Source organism: Pseudomonas sp. SF2, assembly GCF_036858055.1.
Lineage (GTDB): Bacteria > Pseudomonadota > Gammaproteobacteria > Pseudomonadales > Pseudomonadaceae > Aquipseudomonas.
On the sequence record NZ_JAMBDI010000009.1, the window covers coordinates 262005 to 285680 of the forward strand.

A 23676-nucleotide genomic window follows, 5' to 3' on the forward strand; every position below is an offset into this window, starting at 1 on the left:
GATTCAATTCTCTCGACGGTCTCGAATTTCAGGGGACGTCGCTACGACATGCCGGGGCAGGGTCACGCGGATCCGGGTGCCACGTTGCCGTTCGATATCGGCCGGGCTGTCGATGGTGATTTGCCCATAATGCTCTTCCACGATGGAATAGACCAGAGCGAGCCCCAGTCCGGTTCCTTCGCCCGGGTCCTTGGTGGTGAAGAAGGGTTCGAACAGGCGGTCCATGATGTTCTTCGGTATCCCGCTGCCCTCATCCTCGACGATCAGGTCGACGGTGTGTTCGCTGACTTCGCTGCGCACGCGCACGGCGCTGCCGGGCGGCGAGGCATCGCGGGCGTTGGAGAGCAGATTGATCAGCACCTGGGCCAGGCGCTGCGGGTCCCCTTCGGCCCAGTGCTCCGGGTCGCAGAGGTTGAAGAACTGTACTTCGAAATTGCGCCGGTTCAACGCCAGCAGACCGATGGCGTCCTGCGCCACTTCGGCCAGGCATACCGGCTCTTCGCTGTTCTGGTGGCTGCCGCCGGCATGGGCGAAGCTCATCAGCGACTGGACGATGCGCGATACCCGCTTGGTCTGTTCGAGAATCTGGCTGGATAGCTCGATGATTTCGCCATCGCCCTCACGCTCCTCGCGCAGGTTCTGCGCCAGGCAGGCGATGCCGGTGATCGGGTTGCCGATCTCGTGGGCCACGCCGGCGGCCAGGCGGCCGATGCTGGCCAGGCGCTCGGAGTGCACCAGCTTGTCCTCCAGCGCCTGGGTTTCGGTAAGGTCCTCCACCAGCAGCACCAGGCCGCTGTTACCCGGGGCCAGCGGCTCGTCGATAGCGGCCTTGTGCAGGTTCAGCCAACGCGGCTGGCCGTCCAGCGCCAGGCGCTGCTTGTGCAGGTGCTCGTCGGGCACGTTGATGAAGCCTTGCAGCAGGCCGCGCCAAGGTTCGTCGATGGTGACCAGGCGCGAGCCGACCACGTGCTTGGCGGCGATGCCGGTGAGCTCTTCCATGGCCTTGTTCCACATCAGGATTTCCTGGTCCTTGGCCAGCGAGCAGACGCCCATGGGCAGTTCCTGCAGGGTCTGGCGGTGGTAGCGACGCAGGGCGTCGAGCTCGGCGGCCAGGCCGGTCAGGCGCGAGTGGTAGTCTTCCAGGCGGCTTTCGATGAAGTGGATGTCCTCGGTCACGTAGTTTTCGTTACCGGACTTGTACGGCAGGAAGGTCTCGACCATGTCCTGGGCCACGCTTGGCCCCATCAGGCCGGACAGGTTGGCTTCGATGCGGTCGCGCAGGCGGCGCAAGGCGTAGGGGCGGCGCTCGTCGAACGGCAGGTAGAGGTCGCGCAGGGCCTGCTCCACTTCCTTCTGCGCGGCCTTGGCGCCCAGCGGCTTGGCCAGCTGGGTGGCGAACTCCTGTGGCGAGGCGGCATGCAGCTCGCGGCGTTGCGGGCGGCGCACGTTGTCCACCGCGCAGGCTTCGGCGGCGCTGACCTCTTCGTTGCTGGCGTTGGTGAACAGCGAAATCAGGGTGAACAACAGCACGTTGGCCGCCAGCGAGGCGATGGCCGCCATGTGCCAGCTGGTGTCGTCCAGCACGTAGATCATGTCCAGCAGCGGGATGTAGAAGCCCTGCAGGTTGCCCAGCAGCGGCAGCAGCATGGTCACCATCCACACCAGGGTGCCGGCCAGCAGGCCGGCGATGAAGCCGCGGCGATTGGCAGTCGGCCAGTACAGCACCGACAGCACGCCCGGCAGGAACTGCAACGTGGCGACGAAGGCGACGATGCCCAGGTTGGCCAGGCTCTGGTGGTTGTTCTGGGTCAGGTAGAACATGAACCCGGCGGTGATGATGGCGACGATCAGCGCACGGCGGGTCCACTTCAGCCAGCGGTAGATGTTGCCTTCGGCCGGCGGCTGGTACAGCGGCAGCACCAGGTGGTTGAGGGCCATGCCTGACAGCGCCAGGGTGGTGACGATGATCAACCCGCTGGCGGCCGACAAGCCGCCGATGTAGGCCAGCAGCGCCAGTGCCTGGTTGTTGGCGGCAATGCCCAGGCCCAGGGTGAAGTACTCGGGGTTGGTGCTGGCGCCCAGGCGCAGGCCGGCCCACAGCACCAGCGGCACGGCCAGGCTCATCAGCAGCAGGAACAGCGGCAGGCCCCAGCTGGCGCTGACCAGCGAGCGCGGGTTGAGGTTTTCGGTGAAGGCCATGTGGTACATGTGCGGCATGACGATGGCCGAGGCGAAGAACACCAGCAGCAGGGTGCGCCATGGGCCTTCCTGCAGTGGGGTATGCAGGGCAGCCAGGGCGGTCTGGTTCTGCAACAGCCACACTTCCAGTTCGTGCGGGCCGCCAAACACGCCATACAAGGCGTACAGGCCGATACCGCCCAGGGCCAGCAGCTTGATCACCGACTCGAAGGCAATGGCGAACACCAGCCCTTCGTGCTTTTCGCGTGTGGCGATGTGCCGCGAGCCGAAGAAGATGGTGAACAGGATGATCAGCGTACAGAAGGCGAAGGCCACCCGGGCCTTGACCGGCTCGCCGGTGAGGATGCTGATCGAATCGGCCACCGCCTGGATCTGCAGGGCCAGCAAGGGCAGCACGCCGATCAGCATGATGATGGTGGTCAGCGCCCCGGCCCAGGTGCTGCGGAAGCGGAACGCCAGCAGGTCGGCCAGCGAGGAGAGCTGGTAGGTACGGGTGATCTTGAGGATCGGGTAGAGCAGCACTGGCGCCAGCAGGAACGCGCCGGACACCCCCAGGTAACAGGCAAGGAAGCCGTAGCCGTACTGGTAGGCCAGGCCCACCGAACCATAGAAGGCCCAGGCGCTGGCGTACACGCCCAACGACAGGGTGTAGGTCAGCGGGTGGCGAATGATAGAACGCGGGATCAGCCCCCGCTCGCTGATCCAGGCCACGCCGAACAGCACCATGAGGTACGCGGCGCTGATCAGGATCATCTGGGTCAGGCTAAAGCTCATCGGCATCTCGTTGGCTCTGCAGGATGAAGGTGACGACGATCAGGATCAGCCAGAGCAGGTAAGGGCGATACCAGGCTCCGGTCGGTTCGATCCACCAGTCCATGATGGCCGGGGAGAACAGGTAGATCCCCACGACCAGAAGCAGGACCAAACGATAGATGTACATGCTGGCCTCGATGGTTGGGCGCTGCGGGCTTGGACTTATTATTGGCGCAAATGGCTGGGGGGATGCTAGCGGGAATCCATGGGGTTCGCCAAGAGGTTGAATTTATTGGGCTTTTGTTTTTGAGGGGTGGGCTACCTGTGCCGGCCTCTTCGCGGGTGAACCCGCTCCCACAGGTAATGCGCTTTCCTCAGGTTTGGTGAGGACCCTGTGGGAGCGGGTTCACCCGCGAAAGGGCCGGGCCTGCCTCAGCGCAAATCAGCCTCTGGCACCGTGGTCCGCTGCGCAATCGCCTCGGGCCGCCACTGCTTGCGGGCTACCGCCAATACCTCAGCCGGCGTTGCCAGCAACAACTCGGGGTCTGTTTCCTGCCCCAGCGCCCGCAACGCCCGCAGCAACAGCGGTGTCGCCTGGTCTGCCTGCAGCGGCGGCGAGCGGTACGACTTGCCCAGCTTGTGCCCGTCCGGCTGCACGATCAGCGGAATATGCAGGTAACGCGGCTGCGAGAAGCCCAGCAACTCTTGCAGGTACAGCTGGCGCGGGGTGTTGTCGAGCAGGTCGGCGCCACGCACGATGTCGGTAACACCTTGCCAGGCATCGTCCAGCACCACCGCCAGCTGGTAGGCATACAGCCCGTCGCGGCGCTGGATGACGAAGTCGCCCACCTCACGCCCCAGGTGTTGCTGGTACTCGCCCTGCACCCGGTCGGTAAAGCGGTAGATCAGCTCCGGCACGCGCAAGCGGATTGCCGCACCTTCACGGGCATGCCCGGCGTTGCGGCACAGGCCTGGGTAGATACCGTTGTAACCCTCCAGCTGCTTGCGCGAGCAGGTGCAGGCGTAGGCCAGGCCCATGTTGAACAGGCGGTCGACCACCGCGGCATAGGCATCGTGCCGCTGGCTCTGGAACACCACTTCGCCATCCCACTCCAGGCCGTAGCGCTCCAGGGTCTGCAGGATCGCATCACGGGCACCGGGCATTTCCCGGGGTGGGTCGGTGTCTTCCATGCGCAGCAGCCAGCGGCCGTTGACGGCGCGGGCATCGAGCCAGGAGGCGAGGGCGGCGACCAGCGAGCCAAAGTGCAGGAAGCCGCTGGGGGTGGGGGCAAAACGCCCGATGTAGCTGGAGTCGGTCATGGTCAGGCTGGGCATATAAATGAAACGGGGCGCATGATGCGCCCCGTTCAGGTGGAAAGGAAGATCAGCCTTTGCCGACCGTTTTTTCCTTTTTCTCGGCGATTTCCTTGCAGTCGAAGCACAGGTCGGCGGTAGGGCGTGCCTCCAGGCGACGCAGGCCGATCTCGATGCCGCACGATTCGCACCAGCCGTACTCGTCGGCCTTGATCTTGTCGAGGGTCTTGTCGATTTTCTTGATCAGCTTGCGCTCGCGATCGCGGTTGCGCAGCTCCAGGGCGAATTCTTCTTCCTGGCTGGCGCGGTCGGCCGGGTCGGGGAAGTTGGCTGCCTCGTCCTTCATGTGGTCCACAGTGCGGTCGACACTGTTCATCAGCTCTTGCTTCCAGGCGCCGAGAAGCTTGGTGAAGTGCTTTTTCATGGGCTCGCCCATGTACTCTTCACCCTTGGTTTCTACGTAGGGCTCGACACCGTACATGGTCTGGGCTTTTTGCTTTTCTACGGTGGACATGAATAGACCGCCTCTCACTCATCTGATCCAATGCGCAGGCTGCTCCATCTCCGGCACCCGCCGGCCCTGCGACTGCGAGCCGCCGAACTTACCAGATAGATCAGGGGTGCGCTACCCCGCCCTATCCTGGTAATTGACAGCGGCGTGAGCCGCACGTTCGGTAGCGTGCAGAGGTAGAATCTCCAGTTTAGACCCATTTGAGAGAAGGTCATGGCCCACCCCTACAGTGCGCGCAGCCGCGCCATCGAACCCTTCCACGTCATGGCGTTGCTGGCCCGGGCCAACGAGCTGCAGGCGGCCGGACACGACGTGATTCACCTGGAAATCGGCGAACCGGACTTCACCACGGCCGCGCCCATCGTTGCCGCGGGCCAGGCGGCACTGGCCGCCGGGCACACCCGCTACACCGCCGCACGCGGCCTGCCGGCGCTGCGCGAAGCCATTGCCGGCTTCTATGGTCAGCGTTATGGCCTGAGTATCGACCCTGAACGCATCCTCATCACCCCGGGTGGCTCTGGTGCGCTATTGCTGGCCAGCAGCCTGCTGGTCGACCCGGGCAAGCACTGGCTGCTGGCCGACCCGGGCTACCCGTGCAACCGCCACTTCCTGCGCCTGGTCGAGGGCGGGGCGCAGTTGGTGCCGGTGGGCCCGGATGTGAACTACCAGCTGACCGCCGACCTTGTCGACCGCTACTGGGACAAGGACACGGTCGGTGCCCTGGTCGCCTCGCCGGCCAACCCGACCGGCACCGTGCTGGGGCGTGACGAGCTTGCCAGCCTGTCCCACGCTACCCGCGAACGGCATGGCCACCTGGTAGTGGACGAGATCTACCACGGGCTGACCTATGGCATGGACGCACCCAGCGTGCTGGAAGTGGACGACTCGGCATTCGTCCTGAATAGTTTTTCCAAGTATTTCGGCATGACCGGTTGGCGCCTCGGCTGGCTGGTAGCGCCCCCTGGCGCGGTGGCCGACCTGGAGAAGCTGGCACAAAACCTGTACATCAGTGCGCCAAGCATGGCCCAGCATGCCGCGCTGGCGTGTTTCCAGCCCGAAACCCTGGCCATTTTCGAGGAGCGCCGCGCCGAGTTCGCCCGCCGTCGCGACTACCTGTTGCCCGCCCTGCGCGAACTGGGCTTCCGCATTGCCGTCGAGCCGCAGGGGGCGTTCTACCTGTATGCCGACATCAGTGCCTTTGGCGGTGACGCGTTCGCCTTCTGCCGGCACTTCCTGGAGACCGAGCACCTGGCCTTCACCCCGGGCCTGGACTTCGGCCGCCACCTGGCCGGGCACCATGTGCGTTTTGCCTACACCCAGAGCCTGCCGCGCCTGGAAGAGGCGGTGCAGCGGATTGCCCGCGGCCTGCGGAGCTGGCAAGGCTGATGCAATTCCATCCCCCACTCGAACAGGGCCGCCTGCTGCGCCGCTACAAGCGCTTTCTGGCGGATATCGAACTGCCCGGCGGCGAGCAGCTAACCATTCACTGCCCGAACACCGGCTCCATGCTCAACTGCATGCGTGAAGGCGGGCAGGTGTGGTTCAGCCGCTCCAACGACCCCAGGCGCAAATTGCCGGGCACCTGGGAAATCAGCGAAACCCCGCAGGGGCGGCTGGCCTGTGTGAATACCGGGCGGGCCAATCCGCTGGTCGAAGAGGCCCTGCGTGCCGGCATCATCGCCGAACTGGCCGGTTTCAGCGCGCTCAGGCGTGAGGTGGCTTACGGTGAGGAGGGCAGCCGCATCGACTTTCGTCTGGAGTTCGACGGTGCCCCGGCCTATGTCGAGGTCAAGAGCGTGACCCTGGGTTACCCCGACAGCACGGTCGCGGCCTTCCCTGATGCGGTGACCCAGCGCGGTGCCAAGCACCTGCGCGAGCTGGCGAAGCTGGCCAGGCAGGGCGTACGGGCGGTGCAGCTGTATTGCGTGAACCTGACCGCTGTCGACGCCGTGCGCCCGGCCGAGGAAATCGATGCGGCCTATGCCCAGGCCCTGCGCGCGGCGGTGGCGGAAGGGGTGGAGGTGCTGGCCTACGGTACGCGCCTGGACGCCGAAGGCATCGTCATCGACCGCCGCCTGCCGGTGCTGCTGACCCCTTGAACCAGATGCCCTGGCTGTCCTCGTGGCAGCCCAGGGCCTGCAGTTGCTCGCCCTCGCACGGCCCGGCCACGCATTCGCCGCTTTCGATCAGGAACAGCGCGCCATGATGGGCGCAATGGATCAGGCTGGCGCTGTCATCGAGAAACGCATCCTCTGCCCAGTTCAGCGGGATGCCACGGTGCGGGCAACGGTTGCGGTAGAGGTACACCTGGCCCTGGCGGCGCACACCGAACAGTTCGATGCCGTCTACGCTGAAGGCGCGGCCTTGGCCTTCGGCCAGGCCGTGGGAGGTACAAAGGAAGTGCATGGCAACGACGACTCGTGAAACAAGGGGTGGCTTGACGCATCAATGCGAATAATTATCAAATTGCCCGCATTCGCTGCGCCCGGCTGCCTATGGTGCGCAGTTCCGTCGCCCGCCACAAGGCGTGCGGCCCGCCTGCAGAAGGAACCCGATGATGCGCCATCCTGTCGCCTTGCTCGTCCTGTGCGCAAGCCTTGTGCTCTCCAACCAGGCCTTGGCGGCCGAGACGCCGCAGCGTTGGGTCAGCGCTGGTGGCGCACTGAGCGAATGGATCAGCGCGTTGGGCGGTGAGGCGCGGTTGGTGGGGGTGGACACCACCAGCCAGCACCCGTCATCGCTCAAGTCACTGCCCAGCGTTGGCTACCAGCGGCAGCTGTCGGCGGAAGGCATTCTCAGCCTGCGCCCGGATGTGCTGGTAGGCACCGAGGAAATGGGCCCGCCACCAGTATTGGCGCAAATCCGCAAGGCTGGCGTGCGGGTCGAACTGTTCTCCAGCAAGGCCGAACTGGCGGCGGTGGATGAAAACCTCAAGCACCTGGGGCAGTTGCTGGGCGCCGAACAGCAAGCCGCGGTGTTGGCGTCGGGCTACCACCAGAAGCTCGATGCCTTGCAGGCCAAGGTCAGGCAGGCCCAGGCCGGACAGAAGGCGCCAGGGGTGTTGCTACTGGTCGGGCATGCCGGGGCCAGGCCGCTGATCGCCGGGCAGGGCACCGCCGGTGACTGGCTACTGAGCCAGGCAGGCGGGCGCAACCTGGCAGAACATCAGGGCTACAGGAATTTCTCCAGCGAAGCACTGGCGGCGCTGGACCCGGATGTGATCGTGTTTTCCGACCGGGCGCTGGCCGATGAGCAGGCCTTGCAGGCGTTGCTGAAAGAGAACCCCGCACTGGCGGCCTCGCGCGCCGTGCGCGAAAAGCGCCTGGTGTCGCTTGACCCGACGCTGCTGGTCGGCGGGCTCGGGCCGCGCCTGCCGGCAACCCTGCAGTCGCTGGCGGCCACCTTCTACCCGGCTGCCAAGGCCAGCCTCGCTCAATGAAGCAGCGGGTCCAGCCACGCACGCTGTTAATCTGCCTGAGCCTGTTGTGCCTGTTGGCGGTCTGGTTGTCATTGGCCCTGGGGCCGGTCAGCCTGCCGCTGTTCGATACCCTGCGTGCCGGCCTGCGCCTGCTCGGGCTGCCCATCGCCGCTGATGGCCTGCAGCAGGCCGAGATGATCCTCGGCCAGATCCGCCTGCCGCGCACCTTGCTGGGGTTGGCGGTGGGCGCGGTGCTGGCGTTGTCCGGGGTGGCCATGCAGGGGCTATTCCGTAACCCGTTGGCCGACCCCGGGCTGGTAGGGGTTGCCGCCGGTGCGGCGGTGGGCGCGGCGGTGGCCATCGTTGGCGGCAGCTGGCTGGGCGGCATGCCGGATATGCTTGCCCCTTACCTGTTGTCGCTGTGCGCTTTCATCGGCGGGCTGGGTGTGACTGCGCTGGTCTATCGCCTGGGGCGGCGCGACGGTCAGACCAACGTTGCCACGATGCTGCTGGCCGGTGTGGCCATGACCGCGCTGGGCGGTGCTGCCGTGGGGTTGTTTTCCTACCTGGCCGACGATGCCACCCTGCGTACGCTGACCTTCTGGAACCTGGGCAGCCTCAACGGTGCCAGTTACCAGCGGCTATGGCCGTTGCTGCTGGTGGCAGCGGGTGTGGCGGTATGGCTGCCACGCCGGGCCAAGGCGCTGAATGCCATGCTGCTGGGTGAGTCGGAGGCGCGCCACCTGGGCATCGATGTGGAGCGACTCAAGCGCGAGCTGGTGTTCTGCACGGCGCTGGGTGTGGGTGCGGCGGTGGCCGCTGCCGGGCTGATCGGCTTCATCGGCCTGGTGGTGCCGCACCTGGTACGCCTGCTGGCCGGGCCTGATCATCGTGTGGTGCTGCCAGCTTCCTTGTTGGCCGGCGGCGTGCTGATGCTGTTCGCCGATTTGGCGGCGCGGCTGCTGCTGGCGCCTGCCGAGCTGCCGATTGGCATCGTCACGGCCTTTATCGGTGCGCCGTTCTTCCTTTTCTTGCTGATACGAGGACGCAGCTGATGTTGCAAGCCGAGGGCCTGCACTTGCGGCGGGGCAGCAACGAAGTGCTGCATGACATTCATCTGCAGCTGAGCCCGGGGCAGGTGGTAGGCGTGCTCGGCCCCAACGGTGCCGGCAAGAGCAGCCTGCTGGGTGTGCTGTGTGGTGAGCTGGCGCCCGATCGCGGGCGGGTGACGCTACAGGGCAGGCCACTGGCCGACTGGGCCGGGCCGGAACGGGCCAGGCGCCTGGCGGTGTTGCCGCAGGTGTCCAGCCTGGGGTTCTCGTTCCGGGTCGAGGAAGTGGTGGGCATGGGGCGCATGCCCCATGGCACCGGGCAGCGGCGCGACGCGGAAATCGTCGAGGCGGCCTTGCGGGCGGCGGATGCCTGGCACCTGGTAGAGCGCAGTTACCTGGCATTGTCTGGCGGCGAGCGGCAAAGGGTGCACCTGGCCAGGGTGCTGGCGCAGCTGTGGCCGGGCGAAGCAGGCACTACGCTGCTGCTCGACGAGCCGACCTCGATGCTCGACCCGCTGCACCAGCACACCACCCTGGAAGCCGTGCGCCGCTTTGCCGACCGTGGCGCCGCGGTGCTGGTGATCCTGCATGACCTGAACCTGGCGGCGCGCTACTGTGACCGTATCCTGCTGCTGGAGCAGGGGCGCTGCCATGCCTTTGCAGCGCCCGAAGCCGTGCTGACGCCGGCGGCGTTGAAGGCGGTATACGGGATCGATGTACTGGTTCAGGCGCACCCGGAGCGTGGCCATCCGCTGATCATCACCCGTTGATGTGGGTATTCAAGACGCCGAGGCGTGCGCTCCCACAAGAGCTGGTGCAGGCCTATACATTGTTGAATGACATGGAGGTACTGCCCAATGCGACATCCGCTGCTGTCCGCTTTCTCGCTGGGCCTGGTACTGGTACTGGGTGGCTGCCAGGCCAGCCTGCCACCGCTGCCCGCTTGGCAGAGTAGTGAAGGGCGCAGCCATGCCGAGCTGGGACATATCGTTGATCTTGCCAGTGGCCAGCTGATCAGCCCTGAGCAGCTGGTGCAGCACCTGTCTGCCGCCCCCCGGGTGCTGGTCGGCGAGAAACACGACAACCCCGACCATCACGCGCTGCAGCTGTGGCTGCTGCGCGTCTTGCAAGGCCAGCGCGCGCAGGGCAGCCTGCTGCTGGAAATGCTGCAGCCCGAGCAGCAACCGCTGCTGGACAAGCTCGCGGGGCAACCTTTGCCGGCAGACCTGCCCAAGGCCCTGGCCTGGCAGGATGGCTGGGATTGGCAGCTGTACGGGCCAATCGTGACTGAAGCCTTGCAGCAGCGGGTGCCTTTGCTGGCCGCCAACCTCTCACCCGGCGAGATGCGCCAGGCCTATCGACAGCCGCCTTCGTTACCGGGCGAACGGTCCAATGCGCCGACGGTCAAGGCCGCCCTGCTGGAGCAAGTGCGCGTCGGGCATTGCGGGATGCTGCCAGAAAGCCAGTTGCCGGCAATGCTGGCCGTGCAGCAGCAGCGCGACCGGCGCATGGCCGAGCGCTTGCTGGCGGCGCCGCAGCCGGCACTGCTGTTGGCCGGGGCTTATCACGTGCGCAAGGACCTGGGGGTGCCGTTGCACCTGGCTGACCTGCAAGCACAAGGGGAGAGCAAGGTACTGCTGCTGGCCGAGGTGGGTGAGCAGGTCGACACGGGCGAGGCTGATTATGTGTGGTACACAGCAGCGATGCCGGAGCAGGACTATTGCGCGCAACTGCGGTGACAGGGCTGCAAAGGGCAAAAAAAGACCCGGCAAATTGCCGGGTCAATAACCGTGATTAGCCTGATGAGGAGATAATCTGAGAGTCCGAACCAGGGGCTCTTAGCTTATCCAACCAGTCTCGCGACCAGTTGTGATAATCATAACGATTCTCATTTCGGCGTCAATCCCTTTCCTGTGATTATTTTTTATTTTTTTGCGCAGGGCTTTTCGCATCCAGTTGTTGGTTGAGCGCTTCTTTGCGTTCGAGTGGCAAATCGTTCCAGTGCATGTCCAGCAGGGCGCCTTCAATGGCATACAACAGCACCTTCGATGCGCGGAACCCTCGTGTCTTCACGGCCTGGTACGCACCCACCGCGCCCAGGCGGCGCAGATCCGATGCGCTGTGGATGCCGGCTGCATGCAGCCACTGCGCAGAGGTCTTGCCAAGGTTCTTCAGATGCTGCAATTCATCGTTCATCGAGCCTCCTTGCGATGGCTGAACGGGGATTGGGGGATAAATCGCGAGCAGGTCAGAGAGGAGTGTAGCGGGGGTTAGGAAATGCGCGGCCTTTTGCCATCGGGGGCGACGAGATGTCCTGTGCCGGCCTCTTCGCGGGCTTGCCCGCTCCCACAGGTACTGCGTCAGTCGTGAGGCTTGCAGATAACCTTGTGGGAGCGGGTTCACTCGCGAAGAGGTCGGCCCAGGAAAACGCTGAGCTTACAGGCCAGGCAGGCGCTGGCGAATCTGCTCGATCACCTGGTCCATGCTACCGGCATTCTGGGTATTGACGCGGGTGCTCTGCACCAGTTCCTGTGCATCCAGCGGCTCACGGCTGGCCTGCTGGGCCTTGACCACTTCCAGGGTGGCATCCGACGGGTCGGTGTTTTCTGCCTGGCGCTGCTCCAGCCAGCTGGCGATGACCGCATCCGGCGCATGGCAGTCGAGGATCAGGAACGGCACCCCGGTCTGGCTGGCGATGTCCGCTGCGGCCTGGCGCTGTTCACGCTTGAGGTAGGTGGCATCCAGCACCACCGGGAAGCCGGCACGCAGCACGGTCGCCGCCACCTCGTGCAGGCGCTGGTAAGTTGCGACACTGGCGTCCTGGTCATAGATGCCGGTACTCAGCTGACCAGCGTCAGCCTGCTGCTGTTCGCCGAACAGGCGCTTGCGCTCCACGTCCGAACGCACGCGGACGGCACCCAGGGCCTCGACCATGCGCATGGCCACGTGGCTTTTGCCCACTGCCGAAACGCCGTGGGTAATGGCCAGCAGGCGCGACGGGATGGCGCTGTAGCTTTCTGCCAGGTTGGCATAGTTGCGGTAGGTGCGCAGGGTGGTGGCGCGCTGCACGCCATCGGCATCGGCCGGCATGCTGAACAGCGCCACCTTGGCCCGCACCAGCGCGCGGTAGGCTTTGTAGAAGTTGAGCAGTTCCAGGCCTTCGTAGTCGCCGGTCAGTTCCAGGTACTGGCTGATGAAGCGCCGGGCCAGGCATTTCAGGCCACGGTCTTCCAGGTCCATGGCCAGGAAGCTGGTGTCGGCATACACGTCGGTCAGGCGGAACGGTTCGTTGAACTCGATGCAGTCGAAGATCACCACCTTGCCATCGATCAGGGTGGCGTTGCCCAAGTGGATGTCACCGTGGCATTCACGGATGAAACCATTGGCCTTGCGCTTTTCCAGCAGGCCATGCAGGCGCTCGAAACTGCTGCGTGCCCAGGCCTGCAGGGCGTCGAGCTGTTGCAGGTCGGCCTTGTCGCTGAGGAACGGGCGAATCTGCTCGAAGTTCTGCTCCACCGGCGCCATCACGCTGTCTGGTGTGCCCAGTGGGTGCTCCACCGGCACACGCGGGGCCTGCAGATGGAATTCGGCGATCTGCCGGGCCATCTGGTCGATGTGCGCAGCATTCAGCTCGCCATTGGCCTGCAGGGTGTTGAGCATCTGCCCCTGGGGGAACTGGCGCATCTTCAGCACGTATTCGATGGCTTCGCCTTCACCACCGATCTGTGGTGCGTCAACGCTGCCGGTGATCGGCAACACTTCCAGGTACAGGCCGTCGGTCAGGCGCTGGTTCAGGCGCAATTCCTCGTTACAGAAATGCTGGCGCTGGTCCAGGCTGGTGAAGTCGAGGAAGCCGAAGTTCATCGGTTTCTTGACCTTGTAGGCATACTCGCCGGTGAGCAATACCCAGGAGATATGCGTCTCGATGAGCTGGAACCCATCCACGGGGTGAGGGTACAGGGCTGGGTTCTGCAACGCAGTGATAAGGGCTTGGCTCACGGGAAATCCTTCCGGGGGCAGGGAATTCGAATGCGCCATTATGGTCAATGGTGCCGTCCCTGCCTACCGCCGGGGGCGTCTGCCCAGCCTTTATAAAGTGCGTATAATCCGCCGTCATGACCCGAACCCGAAATCCCCGTACCCCTCAGAAACGCCCGACCGGCCGCTCCCGCGCCTGGCTGGGCTGGGCTTTGAAGCTCAGCCTGGTCGGCCTGGTGATCGTCGCCGGCTTCGCGGTTTACCTCGATGCCATCGTCCAGGAGAAGTTTTCCGGCAAGCGCTGGACCATCCCGGCCAAGGTGTATGCCCGGCCGCTGGAACTGTTCACCGGCCAGAAACTGAGCAAGAACGACTTCCTCACCGAGCTGGACGCGCTCGGTTACCGGCGTGAAAGCGCGGCCAACGGCCCGGGGGCGGCGGCAGTCAACGGCAATACCGTCGAGCTCAATACCCGTGGCTTCCAGTTCTACGAGGGCCTGGAGCCGGCGCAGTTCGTGCGTGTGCGCTTCTCCGGCGATTACGTGGCGGGCCTTTCCGGCGCCAACGGCAAGACGCTCGACGTAGTGCGCCTGGAGCCGCTGATGATCGGCGGCATCTACCCGAAAAACCTCGAAGACCGCATCCTGATCAAGATCGACCAGGTGCCGCCGTACCTGCTCGAAACCCTGGTGGCGACGGAAGACCGCGACTTCTACAGCCACTTCGGGGTGTCGCCCAAGTCCATCGCCCGCGCCATGTGGGTCAACACCTCGGCAGGTTCCATGCGCCAGGGGGGCAGTACCCTGACCCAGCAGTTGGTGAAGAACTTCTACCTCACCAGCGAGCGTAGCCTCAGCCGCAAGCTGACCGAAGCGATGATGGCTGTGCTGCTGGAACTGCACTACGACAAACGCGAGATCCTCGAGGCCTACCTCAACGAGGTGTTCGTCGGCCAGGATGGCCAGCGTGCGGTGCACGGCTTCGGCCTTGCCAGCCAGTTCTTCTTCAGCCAACCGCTGTCGGAGCTGAAACTGCACCAGATCGCCTTGTTGGTGGGCATGGTCAAGGGGCCGTCCTACTACAACCCGCGTCGCTACCCTGACCGCGCCCTGGCCCGCCGCAACCTGGTGCTCGATCTGGTGGCCGAGCAGGGCGTGGCCAGCCAGGCAGAAGTCGATGCCGCGAAGAAGATGCCGCTGGGCGTGACCAAGCGTGGCAGCCTGGCCGACAGCTCGTTCCCGGCCTTCCTCGACCTGGTCAAGCGTCAGCTGCGCCAGGACTACCGCGATGAAGACCTGACCGAAGAAGGCCTGCGCATCTTCACCAGCTTCGACCCGATCCTGCAGATGAAGGCCGAAACCTCGATGAGCGAGACCTTCAAGCGCCTGGCGGGCCGCAAGGGCGCTGACGAGGTGGAGTCGGCGATGGTCGTGACCAACCCGGAAACCGGTGAAGTGCAGGCGCTGATCGGCAGCCGCCAGGCCGGCTTCGCCGGCTTCAACCGCGCCATCGATGCCGTGCGGCCGATCGGCTCGCTGGTCAAGCCGGCGGTGTACCTGACCGCGCTGGAGCAACCGACCAAGTACACCCTGACCAGCTGGGTGCAGGACGAACCGTTCTCGGTCAAAGGTGCCGATGGCCAGGTCTGGCGCCCGCAAAACTATGACCGCCGCCCGCATGGCACCATCTATCTGTATCAGGGTCTGGCCAACTCCTACAACCTGTCGACTGCCAAGATCGGCCTGGAAGTGGGCGTGCCCAACGTGATCAAGACCATTGGCCGGCTGGGCGTGAATGTCGACTGGCCGGCGTTCCCGGCCATGCTGCTGGGTGCCGGCGGCATGTCGCCGATGCAGGTCGCGACCATGTACCAGACCATCGCCAACGGCGGCTTCAACACCCCGATGCGCGGTATCCGCAGCGTGCTCACCGCCGAAGGTGAGCCGCTCAAGCGCTACCCGTTCCAGATCCAGCAAACCTTCGACCCGGGGGCCATCTACCTGGTGCAGAACGCCATGCAGCGGGTGATGCGCGAGGGCACCGGCCGCTCGGTATACAACACGTTGCCGCGCAACCTCACCCTGGCGGGCAAGACCGGTACCAGTAACGATTCGCGCGACAGCTGGTTCTCCGGCTTCAGCCAGGACCTGCTGGCGGTGGTGTGGATGGGCCGTGACGATAACGGCAAAACGCCATTTACCGGCGCCACCGGTGCCCTGCAAGTGTGGACCAGCTTCATGAAAAAGGCCGACCCGCTGCCGCTGGACATGCCGCAACCGGATAACGTGGTGCAGGCCTGGATCGACCCATACAGTGGCCATGGGTCTGATGGCAGCTGTCCGGGAGCGGTGCAGATGCCGTATATTCGCGGCAGTGAACCGCCCGCCGGCGCGACCTGTGGCGGCGAGCAGGATCCAGTTGAATCGGTCATGGACTGGGTCAAGGGCTGGATGAATTAAGCACAGGCTGCATTGATGAGGTGTGACGTGAACAAGTGGCTGTTTCCTGCCGTGACGGCGCTGGCGGTGCTCCAGGGGTGCGCCAGCGTCCCGCGCGGCAATATTCCGGTGGTCGACTCGAGCACCCGCGTGTCCAACAGTGAACGCGTGACGGCCAACCGCTCTGCGGGTGGCTATAACGCGGGCACCGCGCAGGCGCAAACGCTGCCTGAGGATTCCGGCGTCACCGTGATGATCCCCCAGGGCGCTGGCGCTTCGGGCATCCAGACGTTCCCGGCGGCCAATGGCGCGGCGCCGATCAGCACCTCGCCGATTACCCCGGGGCCGATCACCTCCGGACCGATCACTACAGCGCCGGTCGGTTCGGCACCGATGACCACCAACCCCAACCCGATCGCCGACGAACCCTTCGACATCGCGGCGATGAACAGCGCTTCGCAAAGCACCAGTGCGCCAACCGGTATCCCACGTAGCAGCGCTGCTGCGGGTGGCCTGTCGGCCGATGAGCAACTGGACGGCCCGGTGCTGGCGCTGCTGACTACCGCGAAGACGCAGCAGGGCAGTGGTGACTTCAACGGTGCCGCCTCGAGCCTGGAGCGCGCCCAGCGCATTGCCCCGCGCGAGCCACAGGTGCTGTACCGCCTGGCCCAGGTGCGCCTGTCGCAAGGTGATGCGCCGCAGGCCGAGCAGCTGGCGCGTCGCGCCCTGACTTACGCCAACGGCCGCCCGAGCCTGCAGGCCGAGCTGTGGAACACCATCGCCCAGGCCCGCGAAAAGCAGGGTGACAGCGCTGGCGCCGCCCTGGCCCGGCAAAAGGCCCGGGTCAATTCGTGATGATCGAGCAGCGTATTCTGGATATTGCCGACCACCTGATGCTGATCGAGCGTGAACTGCAGGTGCAAGGCTGGTGGGGTGACGAGCCACCCAGCGATGAGGCACTGGCCAGTACGGTGCCTTTCGCTGTCGATACCCTCAGTTTCGAGCAGTGGCTGCAATGGATCTTCCTGCCGCGCATGAAGATCATCATCGAGCTGGGTCAGCCGCTGCCCAACGCCTCCGGCATCCTGGTCATGGCCGAAACCGTGTTTACCGACCGGCCAGAGCAAAGTCGTGAGCTGCGCCGCCTGTTGGCAGCATTTGACCAATTGATTGCTCCTTCCGCCTGATTTCTTCAGTTTTTCCTTCAAGGGCCGCAGATTGTGGCCCTTTTTTATGGAAATCTTATTAATTCTGCTGCTGAAGCGATTTTTAGTGGTGGCAGGAATTCATCTTGGGGAAAAATTGGCAATAATTTTTCTTGACTTGTTGGCGCCGAATCAGAAGAATCCAATCTCCGCTGTAGAGGGACTGCCAGAAGCAGACCCGCTAAGCAGATCATGAGGCGCACACCCGCGCCGACCTGTTACACCCCGCAACGCGTTACCTCGCGCTGGGTGGGAAAACCCCGCAACACTCTGGGGCGCTCCCAATACTTGCTCAGTCAGTGCTGACGTTCGCTCATGCTCTGCTTGGCAGTAAACCTATTAAGACCCGTCCAGTGAGGGCGGTATTCTGGCGTTTTAGAGGTGAACAACGTGGAGCTTTTATCTGGCGCTGAGATGGTCGTCCGCTTCTTGCGTGACGAAGGCGTTAAGCACATCTACGGGTACCCTGGTGGTGCTCTCCTGCATGTTTACGACGCGCTGTTCAAGGAACCGGAAGTCGAGCACATCCTGGTTCGTCATGAGCAGGCAGCTACCCATATGGCGGACGGCTACGCCCGCGCCACCGGCAAGGCCGGCGTGGTGCTGGTAACCTCCGGCCCGGGCGCGACCAATGCCATTACCGGTATTGCCACCGCCTACATGGATTCGATTCCGATGGTCATCCTGTCCGGCCAGGTGCCTAGCACCATGGTGGGGACCGATGCCTTCCAGGAAACCGACATGATCGGTATTTCGCGGCCGATCGTGAAGCACAGCTTCATGATCAAACATGCCAGCGAAATCCCCGAAGTTCTGAAAAAAGCATTCTACCTGGCGCAATCCGGTCGCCCAGGTCCGGTCGTGGTCGACATTCCAAAAGATATGACCAACCCGGCCGAGAAGTTCGAATACGTCTACCCGAAAAAGGTCAAGCTGCGCTCCTACAGCCCGGCGGTACGCGGCCACTCCGGCCAGATCCGCAAGGCGGCCGAGATGCTGCTGGCGGCCAAGCGCCCGATCGTCTACTCCGGTGGCGGCGTGATTCTCGGTGGTGGCTCCGAAGCCCTGACCGATATCGCCAAGTCGCTGAACCTGCCGGTCACCAATACCCTGATGGGTCTGGGTGGCTTCCCGGGTACCGACCGCCAGTTCCTCGGCATGCTCGGCATGCACGGCAGCTTCACTGCCAACATGGCCATGCACCATGCCGACGTCATCTTCGCCGTCGGTGCCCGCTTTGACGACCGCGTGGTCAACGGCCCGGCCAAGTTCTGCCCGAACGCCAAGATCATCCACATCGACATCGACCCGGCGTCGATCTCCAAGATGATCAAGGCCGATGTGCCAATCGTCGGCCCGGTCGACAGCGTGCTCAGCGAAATGCTCGGCATCCTCAAGGAAATCGGCGAGCAGCCTGACAAGGCGGCGCTGGATGCCTGGTGGAAGCAGATCGACGAATGGCGTGGCAATGGCGAGCTGTTCCCCTACGACAAGGGCGACGGTAATGTCATCAAGCCGCAGAAAGTCATCGAGACCCTGTGCGAAGTGACCAATGGCGATGCCTTCGTCACCTCCGACGTGGGCCAGCACCAGATGTTCGCGGCGCAGTACTACCGCTTCAACAAGCCGAACCGCTGGATCAACTCCGGTGGCCTGGGCACCATGGGCTTCGGCTTCCCGGCGGCGATGGGCGTCAAGCTCAACTTCCCGGACCAGGACGTTGCTTGCGTGACCGGCGAAGGCAGCATCCAGATGAACATCCAGGAGCTGTCCACCTGCATGCAGTACGGCCTGCCGGTGAAGATCGTCAACCTGAACAACGGTGTGTTGGGCATGGTCCGCCAGTGGCAGGACATGGCCTACAACGGTCGTCACTCGCACTCGTACGTCGAGTCGCTGCCTGACTTCATCAAGCTGGCCGAGGCCTATGGCCATGTGGGTATCCGCATCACCAGCCTGAAGGACCTCAAGCCGAAGCTGGAAGAAGCGTTTGCGATGAAGGACCGCCTGGTGTTCATCGACATCGCGGTTGACCGCAGTGAGCACGTCTATCCGATGCAGATCAAGGATGGCTCGATGCGTGACATGTGGCTGAGCAAGACGGAGCGTACCTGATATGCGGCACATCATTTCCCTGCTGCTGGAAAACGAACCAGGTGCGTTGTCCCGTGTGGTCGGCCTGTTCTCCCAGCGTAACTACAACATTGAAAGCCTGACCGTGGCGCCGACCGAAGACCCGACCCTGTCGCGTCTGACGCTGACCACCGTTGGCCATGACGAAGTGATCGAACAGATCACCAAGAACCTGAACAAGCTGGTCGAAGTGGTCAAGCTCGTCGACCTGTCGGAAAGCGCTCACATCGAGCGTGAACTGATGTTGGTCAAGGTCAAGGCCACCGGTGCCCAGCGCGCCGAGATCAAGCGCACCACGGATATCTTCCGTGGCCAGATCGTCGATGTGACCGCCAGCGTGTACACCGTACAGCTGAGCGGCACCAGCGACAAACTGGACAGCTTCATCCAGGCGATCGGCACTGCATCGATTCTCGAAACCGTGCGCAGCGGCGTTACCGGCATTGCCCGTGGCGACAAAGTGCTCAGCATCTAAATTCAAAAATTAGCGATGGCTCCGCAGGGGCCGAGATATAACCAGGGGTATTTTCATGAAAGTTTTCTACGATAAAGACTGCGACCTTTCCATCATCCAGGGTAAGAAAGTCGCCATCATCGGTTACGGTTCCCAGGGCCACGCTCAGGCGTGCAACCTGAAGGACTCCGGTGTGGATGTCACCATCGGTCTGCGTAAAGGTTCGGCCACCGTTGCCAAGGCAGAAGCCCACGGCCTGAAAGTGACCGACGTTGCCTCTGCCGTCGCTGCTGCCGACCTGGTCATGATCCTGACCCCGGACGAATTCCAGGGCCAGCTGTACAAGCAGGAAATCGAGCCGAACATCAAGAAGGGCGCTACCCTGGCCTTCTCCCACGGCTTCTCGATCCACTACAACCAGGTCGTTCCGCGTGCCGACCTCGACGTGATCATGATCGCGCCGAAAGCCCCTGGCCACACCGTGCGTTCCGAGTTCGTGAAAGGCGGCGGCATCCCTGACCTGATCGCTATCTACCAGGACGCTTCGGGCAACGCCAAGAACGTCGCCCTGTCCTACGCTTCGGGCGTAGGTGGCGGCCGTACCGGCATCATCGAAACCACCTTCAAGGACGAGACCGAGACCGACCTGTTCGGTGAGCAGGCCGTTCTGTGCGGCGGTACCGTCGAGCTGGTCAAGGCCGGTTTCGAGACCCTGGTCGAAGCTGGCTACGCGCCGGAAATGGCCTACTTCGAGTGCCTGCACGAGCTGAAGCTGATCGTTGACCTCATGTACGAAGGCGGCATCGCCAACATGAACTACTCGATCTCCAACAACGCCGAGTACGGTGAGTACGTAACCGGTCCGGAAGTCATCAACGAAGAATCCCGCAAGGCCATGCGCAACGCCCTGAAGCGCATCCAGGACGGCGAGTACGCGAAGATGTTCATCTCCGAAGGTGCTACCAACTACCCATCGATGACCGCCAAGCGCCGTAACAACGCCGCTCACGGCATCGAAATCATCGGCGAGCAACTGCGTTCGATGATGCCGTGGATCTCGGCTAACAAAATCGTCGACAAGACCAAGAACTAAGTCTTGTCGAAAGATGAAAAACGCGGCTTCGGCCGCGTTTTTTCGTTCTGGCAGTCAGCTTCTGGTATAAAGCAGACCAGTGGCTTGCCGTCAGAACCTGTTTTGCAGGCCCGTGTCGAACATTTTCCATCCTGTTGCAAGGTACCCTCCATGAGCGAACGTCCCGAAGAGCCGAACAAGCCCTCCGACGCCGAAAGCCTGCTACCTGTCGATGAGCACGTTGAAGAAGGGCATGACGCCGAAGGGCGCAAGGTGCGCCATCGCGGCATCTATCTGCTGCCCAACCTCTTTACCACCGCCAACCTGTTTGCCGGTTTCTATTCCATCATCAGCTCGATGAGCGCGCAGAGCGCCCTGAGCGCCGGTGACCCGCGCGAGGCGAGCAAGTACTTTGCCTTTGCTGCCATCGCCATCTTCGTGGCCATGGTGCTCGACGGCCTTGACGGCCGTGTCGCGCGCATGACCAACACCCAGAGCGCCTTTGGTGCCGAGTACGACTCGCTGTCGGACATGGTCGCCTTTGGTGTGGCTCCGGCCTTGCTGGCCTTTGGCTGGGCGCTGGGCGACATGGGCAAGGTCGGCTGGATGGTCGCCTTCATCTATGTGGCCGGTGCAGCACTGCGCCTGGCACGCTTCAATACCCAGGTCGGCACCGCCGACAAGCGCTACTTCATCGGCCTGGCCAGCCCGGCTGCCGCGGGCGTGGTCGCGGGTACCGTGTGGGCGTTCAGTGACTACGGCATCCAGGGCTCCAAGCTGTCGTTCCTGGTGGCACTGCTGGTGGCTGCTGCCGGCATGCTGATGGTCAGCAACATCAAGTACAACAGCTTCAAGGAACTGGACCTCAAGGGCCGTGTGCCGTTCGTGGCGATCCTGGCCGTGGTGCTGGTGTTTGCCGTGGTGTTCAGCGACCCGCCGCGTATCCTGCTGCTGATCTTCCTTGCCTATGCGGCTTCGGGGCCGATCCAGTTCCTGCTGAAGGCACGTCGTCGCAAAGCGTGACAATCATTTAATGCTGGAATAACCCGCCGGCTCCATAGTCTTACTGGTACATCCGTTATCCAGTGCTGTGGAGCCGCTCATGCTCATCAAGCTACCCAGGTCTTCCGAGTGCAAGGCGTCGGAGATCACCCCCGAAGGCATCTACCTCTCCCGTCGTACCCTGCTGGGTGGCTCGTTGGCCGGCCTGGCCCTGGGCGCTTTGCCGGGCATGACGCGCGCGGTCGAGGCCAGCCGTTACGCCGATGTCGAGGCGGGCAAGGCGCCGGGCTGGTTCAATGAAAAGCTTGCGGCCACGCAATGGCAGGCAGTAACGGTCAAGGGGGAGGCAATCACGCCGTTCAAGGATGCCACCCACTACAACAACTTCTATGAGTTCGGGCCCGACAAGGGCGACCCGGCGGCCAATGGCGACAGCCTGAAAACCGAACCGTGGAGCGTTGTGGTCGATGGTGAAGTGGGTAAGCCCGGGCGCTATGCGCTGGAGGACTTCGTCAAACCGTACCAGCTTGAGGAGCGCATCTACCGGCTGCGTTGCGTAGAGGCATGGTCGATGGTCATTCCGTGGCTGGGCTTTCCGTTGGCGCAGGTGCTCAAGCAGGTCGAGCCGACTTCCAGGGCGCGTTATGTGCGCTTTGAAACCCTGAAGGATCCGGAGCACATGCCGGGGCAGCGCTCGGGGTTCGCCTTGATCGACTGGCCATATAGAGAAGGCTTGCGCCTGGACGAGGCGATGCATCCGTTGGCGATCCTGGCGGTCGGGATGTATGGCCGGGAGCTGCCCAGTCAGAATGGTGCGCCGTTGCGGCTGGTGGTGCCGTGGAAGTATGGTTTCAAGAGCATCAAGTCGATCGTGCGTATCAGCCTGGTGGCCGACCAGCCCGGCACCACCTGGGAAGGGTTGGCGCCGGATGAATACGGTTTCTATGCCAATGTGAACCCGACGGTCGACCACCCGCGTTGGAGCCAGGCGCGCGAGCGGCGGCTGCCCAGCGGGCTGTTCAGTCCCAATGTGCGGGAAACCCAGATGTTCAATGGCTATGCCGATGAAGTGGCGTCGCTGTATACCGGGCTCGATCTGCGGAAGAACTATTGATGCGTTACCCCTGGTTTCGTCTGGCCATCTTTGTCGTGGGATGCCTGTTCCCGGTGTGGTGGTTGTATGAGGCAGCGATGAATCTGCTGGGGCCTGATCCCGGGAAGATCATGATGGACCGCCTTGGGCTCGGGGCGCTGACCTTTCTGCTGGTTACCTTGAGCATGACCCCGCTGCAGAAACTGACGGGCTGGTCTGGCTGGATCGTGGTGCGCCGGCAGCTGGGTCTGTGGGTGTTTGCCTATATCGTGCTGCACATCCTGGCTTATCTGTTCTTTATCCTTGGGCTGGATTGGGGGCAGTTGGCGGTGGAGTTGCGCAAGCGGCCTTACATTATTGTGGGTGCGCTTGGGTTTCTCGGGTTGCTGGCCCTGGCGGTTACCTCGAATCGGTATAGCCAGCGGCGGTTGGGGGCGAGGTGGAAGAAGCTGCACCGGTTGGTGTACGTGATACTTGGGTTGGGTTTGCTGCATTTTCTGTGGATCGTGCGCTCGGATCTGCGGGAGTGGGCTGTTTATGCCTTTATTGGTGTTGTGTTAATGGCGTTGCGGGTTCCTGTGGTTTCGCGGGTGCTTCCCAAGCTTGCTCGGAGGCAGGGGAAGGCGGTTTGAGGGGCTGTTGGGGGCCTGTCATGAAATTGAGTTGGATTCGAGATGTGCCTGCCTTTAGTCTTCTGGCGCCTGTGAGATCGAGCGCCGCGCGGGCGGCGCTCGATCTCACAGGCGCAGCAAGGCTTGTGGCAAGCACCTGGTGGCCCTGAAACGGTCTTTTTCTCTTATATTTCAATTTCTTGAAATTAAAGGTTGACGCCCATCCGAATCCCCTTATAATGCGCCCCACTTCCAGCGACAACGGAACGACAAACTCCTTGAAATTCAACGAGTTAGACGATTCGGAAGGTGCTGAAAGGGCTTCGATCAAATGATCGATGGCGGTTGAGATGAAGGTTGACAGCGGTTTTAAACGCTGTATTATTCGCCTCCCGCTACGAGAGATCGCAGCGAGTCAAGTGTTTGAAGTCAAACGAGTTTCT

The 23676-nt window shown here is 63.2% G+C and carries 22 protein-coding genes; 15 read left to right on the top strand and 7 right to left on the bottom strand.

All coding sequences use genetic code 11. From position 1 onward, the window contains the following. Positions 1–3 precede the first annotated feature (3 nt). The 4 genes from M2S36_RS06975 to dksA form a co-directional block, all read right to left on the bottom strand. Positions 4–2979 (bottom strand): sensor histidine kinase, encoded by a 2976-nt coding sequence (locus tag M2S36_RS06975; protein ID WP_207834379.1) that lies wholly within the window; start codon positions 2977–2979, stop codon positions 4–6. Beyond that, the gene (locus M2S36_RS06980; protein WP_003250005.1) at positions 2963–3139 is read right to left on the bottom strand and encodes a hypothetical protein; all 177 of its coding nucleotides are present in this window, start codon (positions 3137–3139) and stop codon (positions 2963–2965) included. The genes M2S36_RS06975 and M2S36_RS06980 overlap by 17 nt, the downstream gene beginning before the upstream one ends. 245 nt (positions 3140–3384) lie before the next feature. Further along, entirely contained in the window at positions 3385–4272 is an 888-nt protein-coding gene (gluQRS, locus tag M2S36_RS06985) for a tRNA glutamyl-Q(34) synthetase GluQRS (RefSeq protein WP_233694646.1), read from the bottom strand. Between the two features lie 64 nt (positions 4273–4336). Then, positions 4337–4780, bottom strand: a complete 444-nt coding sequence (dksA, locus tag M2S36_RS06990) for an RNA polymerase-binding protein DksA (protein ID WP_025340685.1) — start codon at positions 4778–4780, stop codon at positions 4337–4339. Positions 4781–4990: 210 nt separating this feature from the next. Between dksA and M2S36_RS06995 the strand changes: the two genes are divergently transcribed. Both M2S36_RS06995 and sfsA read left to right on the top strand, forming a co-directional pair. Continuing rightward, positions 4991–6163, top strand: coding sequence for a pyridoxal phosphate-dependent aminotransferase (locus tag M2S36_RS06995; protein WP_063911773.1), 1173 nt, complete (start codon positions 4991–4993; stop codon positions 6161–6163). After that, positions 6163–6876, top strand: coding sequence for a DNA/RNA nuclease SfsA (gene sfsA / locus M2S36_RS07000; RefSeq protein ID WP_207834381.1), 714 nt, complete (start codon positions 6163–6165; stop codon positions 6874–6876). Before M2S36_RS06995 ends, sfsA begins: the two co-directional genes overlap by 1 nt. On the opposite strand, the gene M2S36_RS07005 is transcribed toward sfsA, so the two are convergent. Next, positions 6839–7183 (bottom strand): Rieske (2Fe-2S) protein, encoded by a 345-nt coding sequence (locus tag M2S36_RS07005; protein ID WP_207834384.1) that lies wholly within the window; start codon positions 7181–7183, stop codon positions 6839–6841. The genes sfsA and M2S36_RS07005 overlap by 38 nt on opposite strands. Positions 7184–7331: 148 nt before the next feature. Between M2S36_RS07005 and M2S36_RS07010 the strand changes: the two genes are divergently transcribed. The 4 genes from M2S36_RS07010 (at position 7332) to M2S36_RS07025 (ending at position 10986) form a co-directional block, all read left to right on the top strand. After that, positions 7332–8216 carry a heme/hemin ABC transporter substrate-binding protein gene (locus tag M2S36_RS07010; protein WP_233687393.1) on the top strand — a complete coding sequence of 295 codons (885 nt, stop codon included), beginning with the start codon at positions 7332–7334 and terminating at the stop codon, positions 8214–8216. A gap of 50 nt (positions 8217–8266) precedes the next feature. Beyond that, a complete protein-coding gene (locus M2S36_RS07015) occupies positions 8267–9250 on the top strand; it encodes a FecCD family ABC transporter permease (RefSeq protein WP_207834452.1) in 984 nt (327 codons plus the stop codon). Beyond that, positions 9250–10017, top strand: coding sequence for a heme ABC transporter ATP-binding protein (locus M2S36_RS07020; protein WP_207834396.1), 768 nt, complete (start codon positions 9250–9252; stop codon positions 10015–10017). Before M2S36_RS07015 ends, M2S36_RS07020 begins: the two co-directional genes overlap by 1 nt. Positions 10018–10104: 87 nt before the next feature. Continuing rightward, entirely contained in the window at positions 10105–10986 is an 882-nt protein-coding gene (locus M2S36_RS07025) for a ChaN family lipoprotein (protein WP_333956866.1), read from the top strand. Positions 10987–11164: 178 nt separating this feature from the next. Here the strand turns inward: M2S36_RS07025 and M2S36_RS07030 are convergent, their stop codons facing one another. Continuing rightward, positions 11165–11443, bottom strand: coding sequence for a TfoX/Sxy family protein (locus M2S36_RS07030; RefSeq protein ID WP_207834408.1), 279 nt, complete (start codon positions 11441–11443; stop codon positions 11165–11167). A 240-nt stretch (positions 11444–11683) separates the two neighbouring features. Beyond that, positions 11684–13246 (bottom strand): bifunctional aminoglycoside phosphotransferase/ATP-binding protein, encoded by a 1563-nt coding sequence (locus M2S36_RS07035; RefSeq protein ID WP_333956867.1) that lies wholly within the window; start codon positions 13244–13246, stop codon positions 11684–11686. A 116-nt stretch (positions 13247–13362) separates the two neighbouring features. Here M2S36_RS07035 and mrcB point away from each other — a divergent pair, with 116 nt between their 5' ends. The 9 genes from mrcB to msrQ all read left to right on the top strand — a co-directional run bounded on the left by mrcB (position 13363) and on the right by msrQ (position 23254). After that, positions 13363–15684, top strand: a complete 2322-nt coding sequence (gene mrcB, locus M2S36_RS07040; RefSeq protein WP_333956868.1) for a penicillin-binding protein 1B — start codon at positions 13363–13365, stop codon at positions 15682–15684. A 15-nt stretch (positions 15685–15699) separates the two neighbouring features. Continuing rightward, on the top strand, positions 15700–16518 hold the full coding sequence (locus M2S36_RS07045) for a tetratricopeptide repeat protein (RefSeq protein ID WP_267955817.1): 819 nt from the start codon (positions 15700–15702) through the stop codon (positions 16516–16518). Next, entirely contained in the window at positions 16518–16850 is a 333-nt protein-coding gene (locus tag M2S36_RS07050; RefSeq protein WP_207834413.1) for a YqcC family protein, read from the top strand. Before M2S36_RS07045 ends, M2S36_RS07050 begins: the two co-directional genes overlap by 1 nt. Before the next feature lie 408 nt (positions 16851–17258). Next, positions 17259–18983: an acetolactate synthase 3 large subunit gene (locus M2S36_RS07055; protein ID WP_207834424.1), complete on the top strand. Its 1725-nt coding sequence runs from the start codon at positions 17259–17261 to the stop codon at positions 18981–18983. Between the two features lies 1 nt (position 18984). Continuing rightward, positions 18985–19476, top strand: a complete 492-nt coding sequence (gene ilvN / locus M2S36_RS07060; protein ID WP_003250040.1) for an acetolactate synthase small subunit — start codon at positions 18985–18987, stop codon at positions 19474–19476. A 55-nt stretch (positions 19477–19531) separates the two neighbouring features. Beyond that, positions 19532–20548 carry a ketol-acid reductoisomerase gene (ilvC, locus tag M2S36_RS07065; RefSeq protein ID WP_013974255.1) on the top strand — a complete coding sequence of 339 codons (1017 nt, stop codon included), beginning with the start codon at positions 19532–19534 and terminating at the stop codon, positions 20546–20548. Positions 20549–20698: 150 nt separating this feature from the next. After that, entirely contained in the window at positions 20699–21550 is an 852-nt protein-coding gene (pssA, locus tag M2S36_RS07070; protein WP_003250045.1) for a CDP-diacylglycerol--serine O-phosphatidyltransferase, read from the top strand. 79 nt (positions 21551–21629) lie between these two features. Then, the gene (msrP, locus tag M2S36_RS07075; RefSeq protein ID WP_333956875.1) at positions 21630–22643 is read left to right on the top strand and encodes a protein-methionine-sulfoxide reductase catalytic subunit MsrP; all 1014 of its coding nucleotides are present in this window, start codon (positions 21630–21632) and stop codon (positions 22641–22643) included. Continuing rightward, a complete protein-coding gene (gene msrQ, locus M2S36_RS07080; protein ID WP_207834435.1) occupies positions 22643–23254 on the top strand; it encodes a protein-methionine-sulfoxide reductase heme-binding subunit MsrQ in 612 nt (203 codons plus the stop codon). Before msrP ends, msrQ begins: the two co-directional genes overlap by 1 nt. Positions 23255–23676 lie beyond the last annotated feature (422 nt).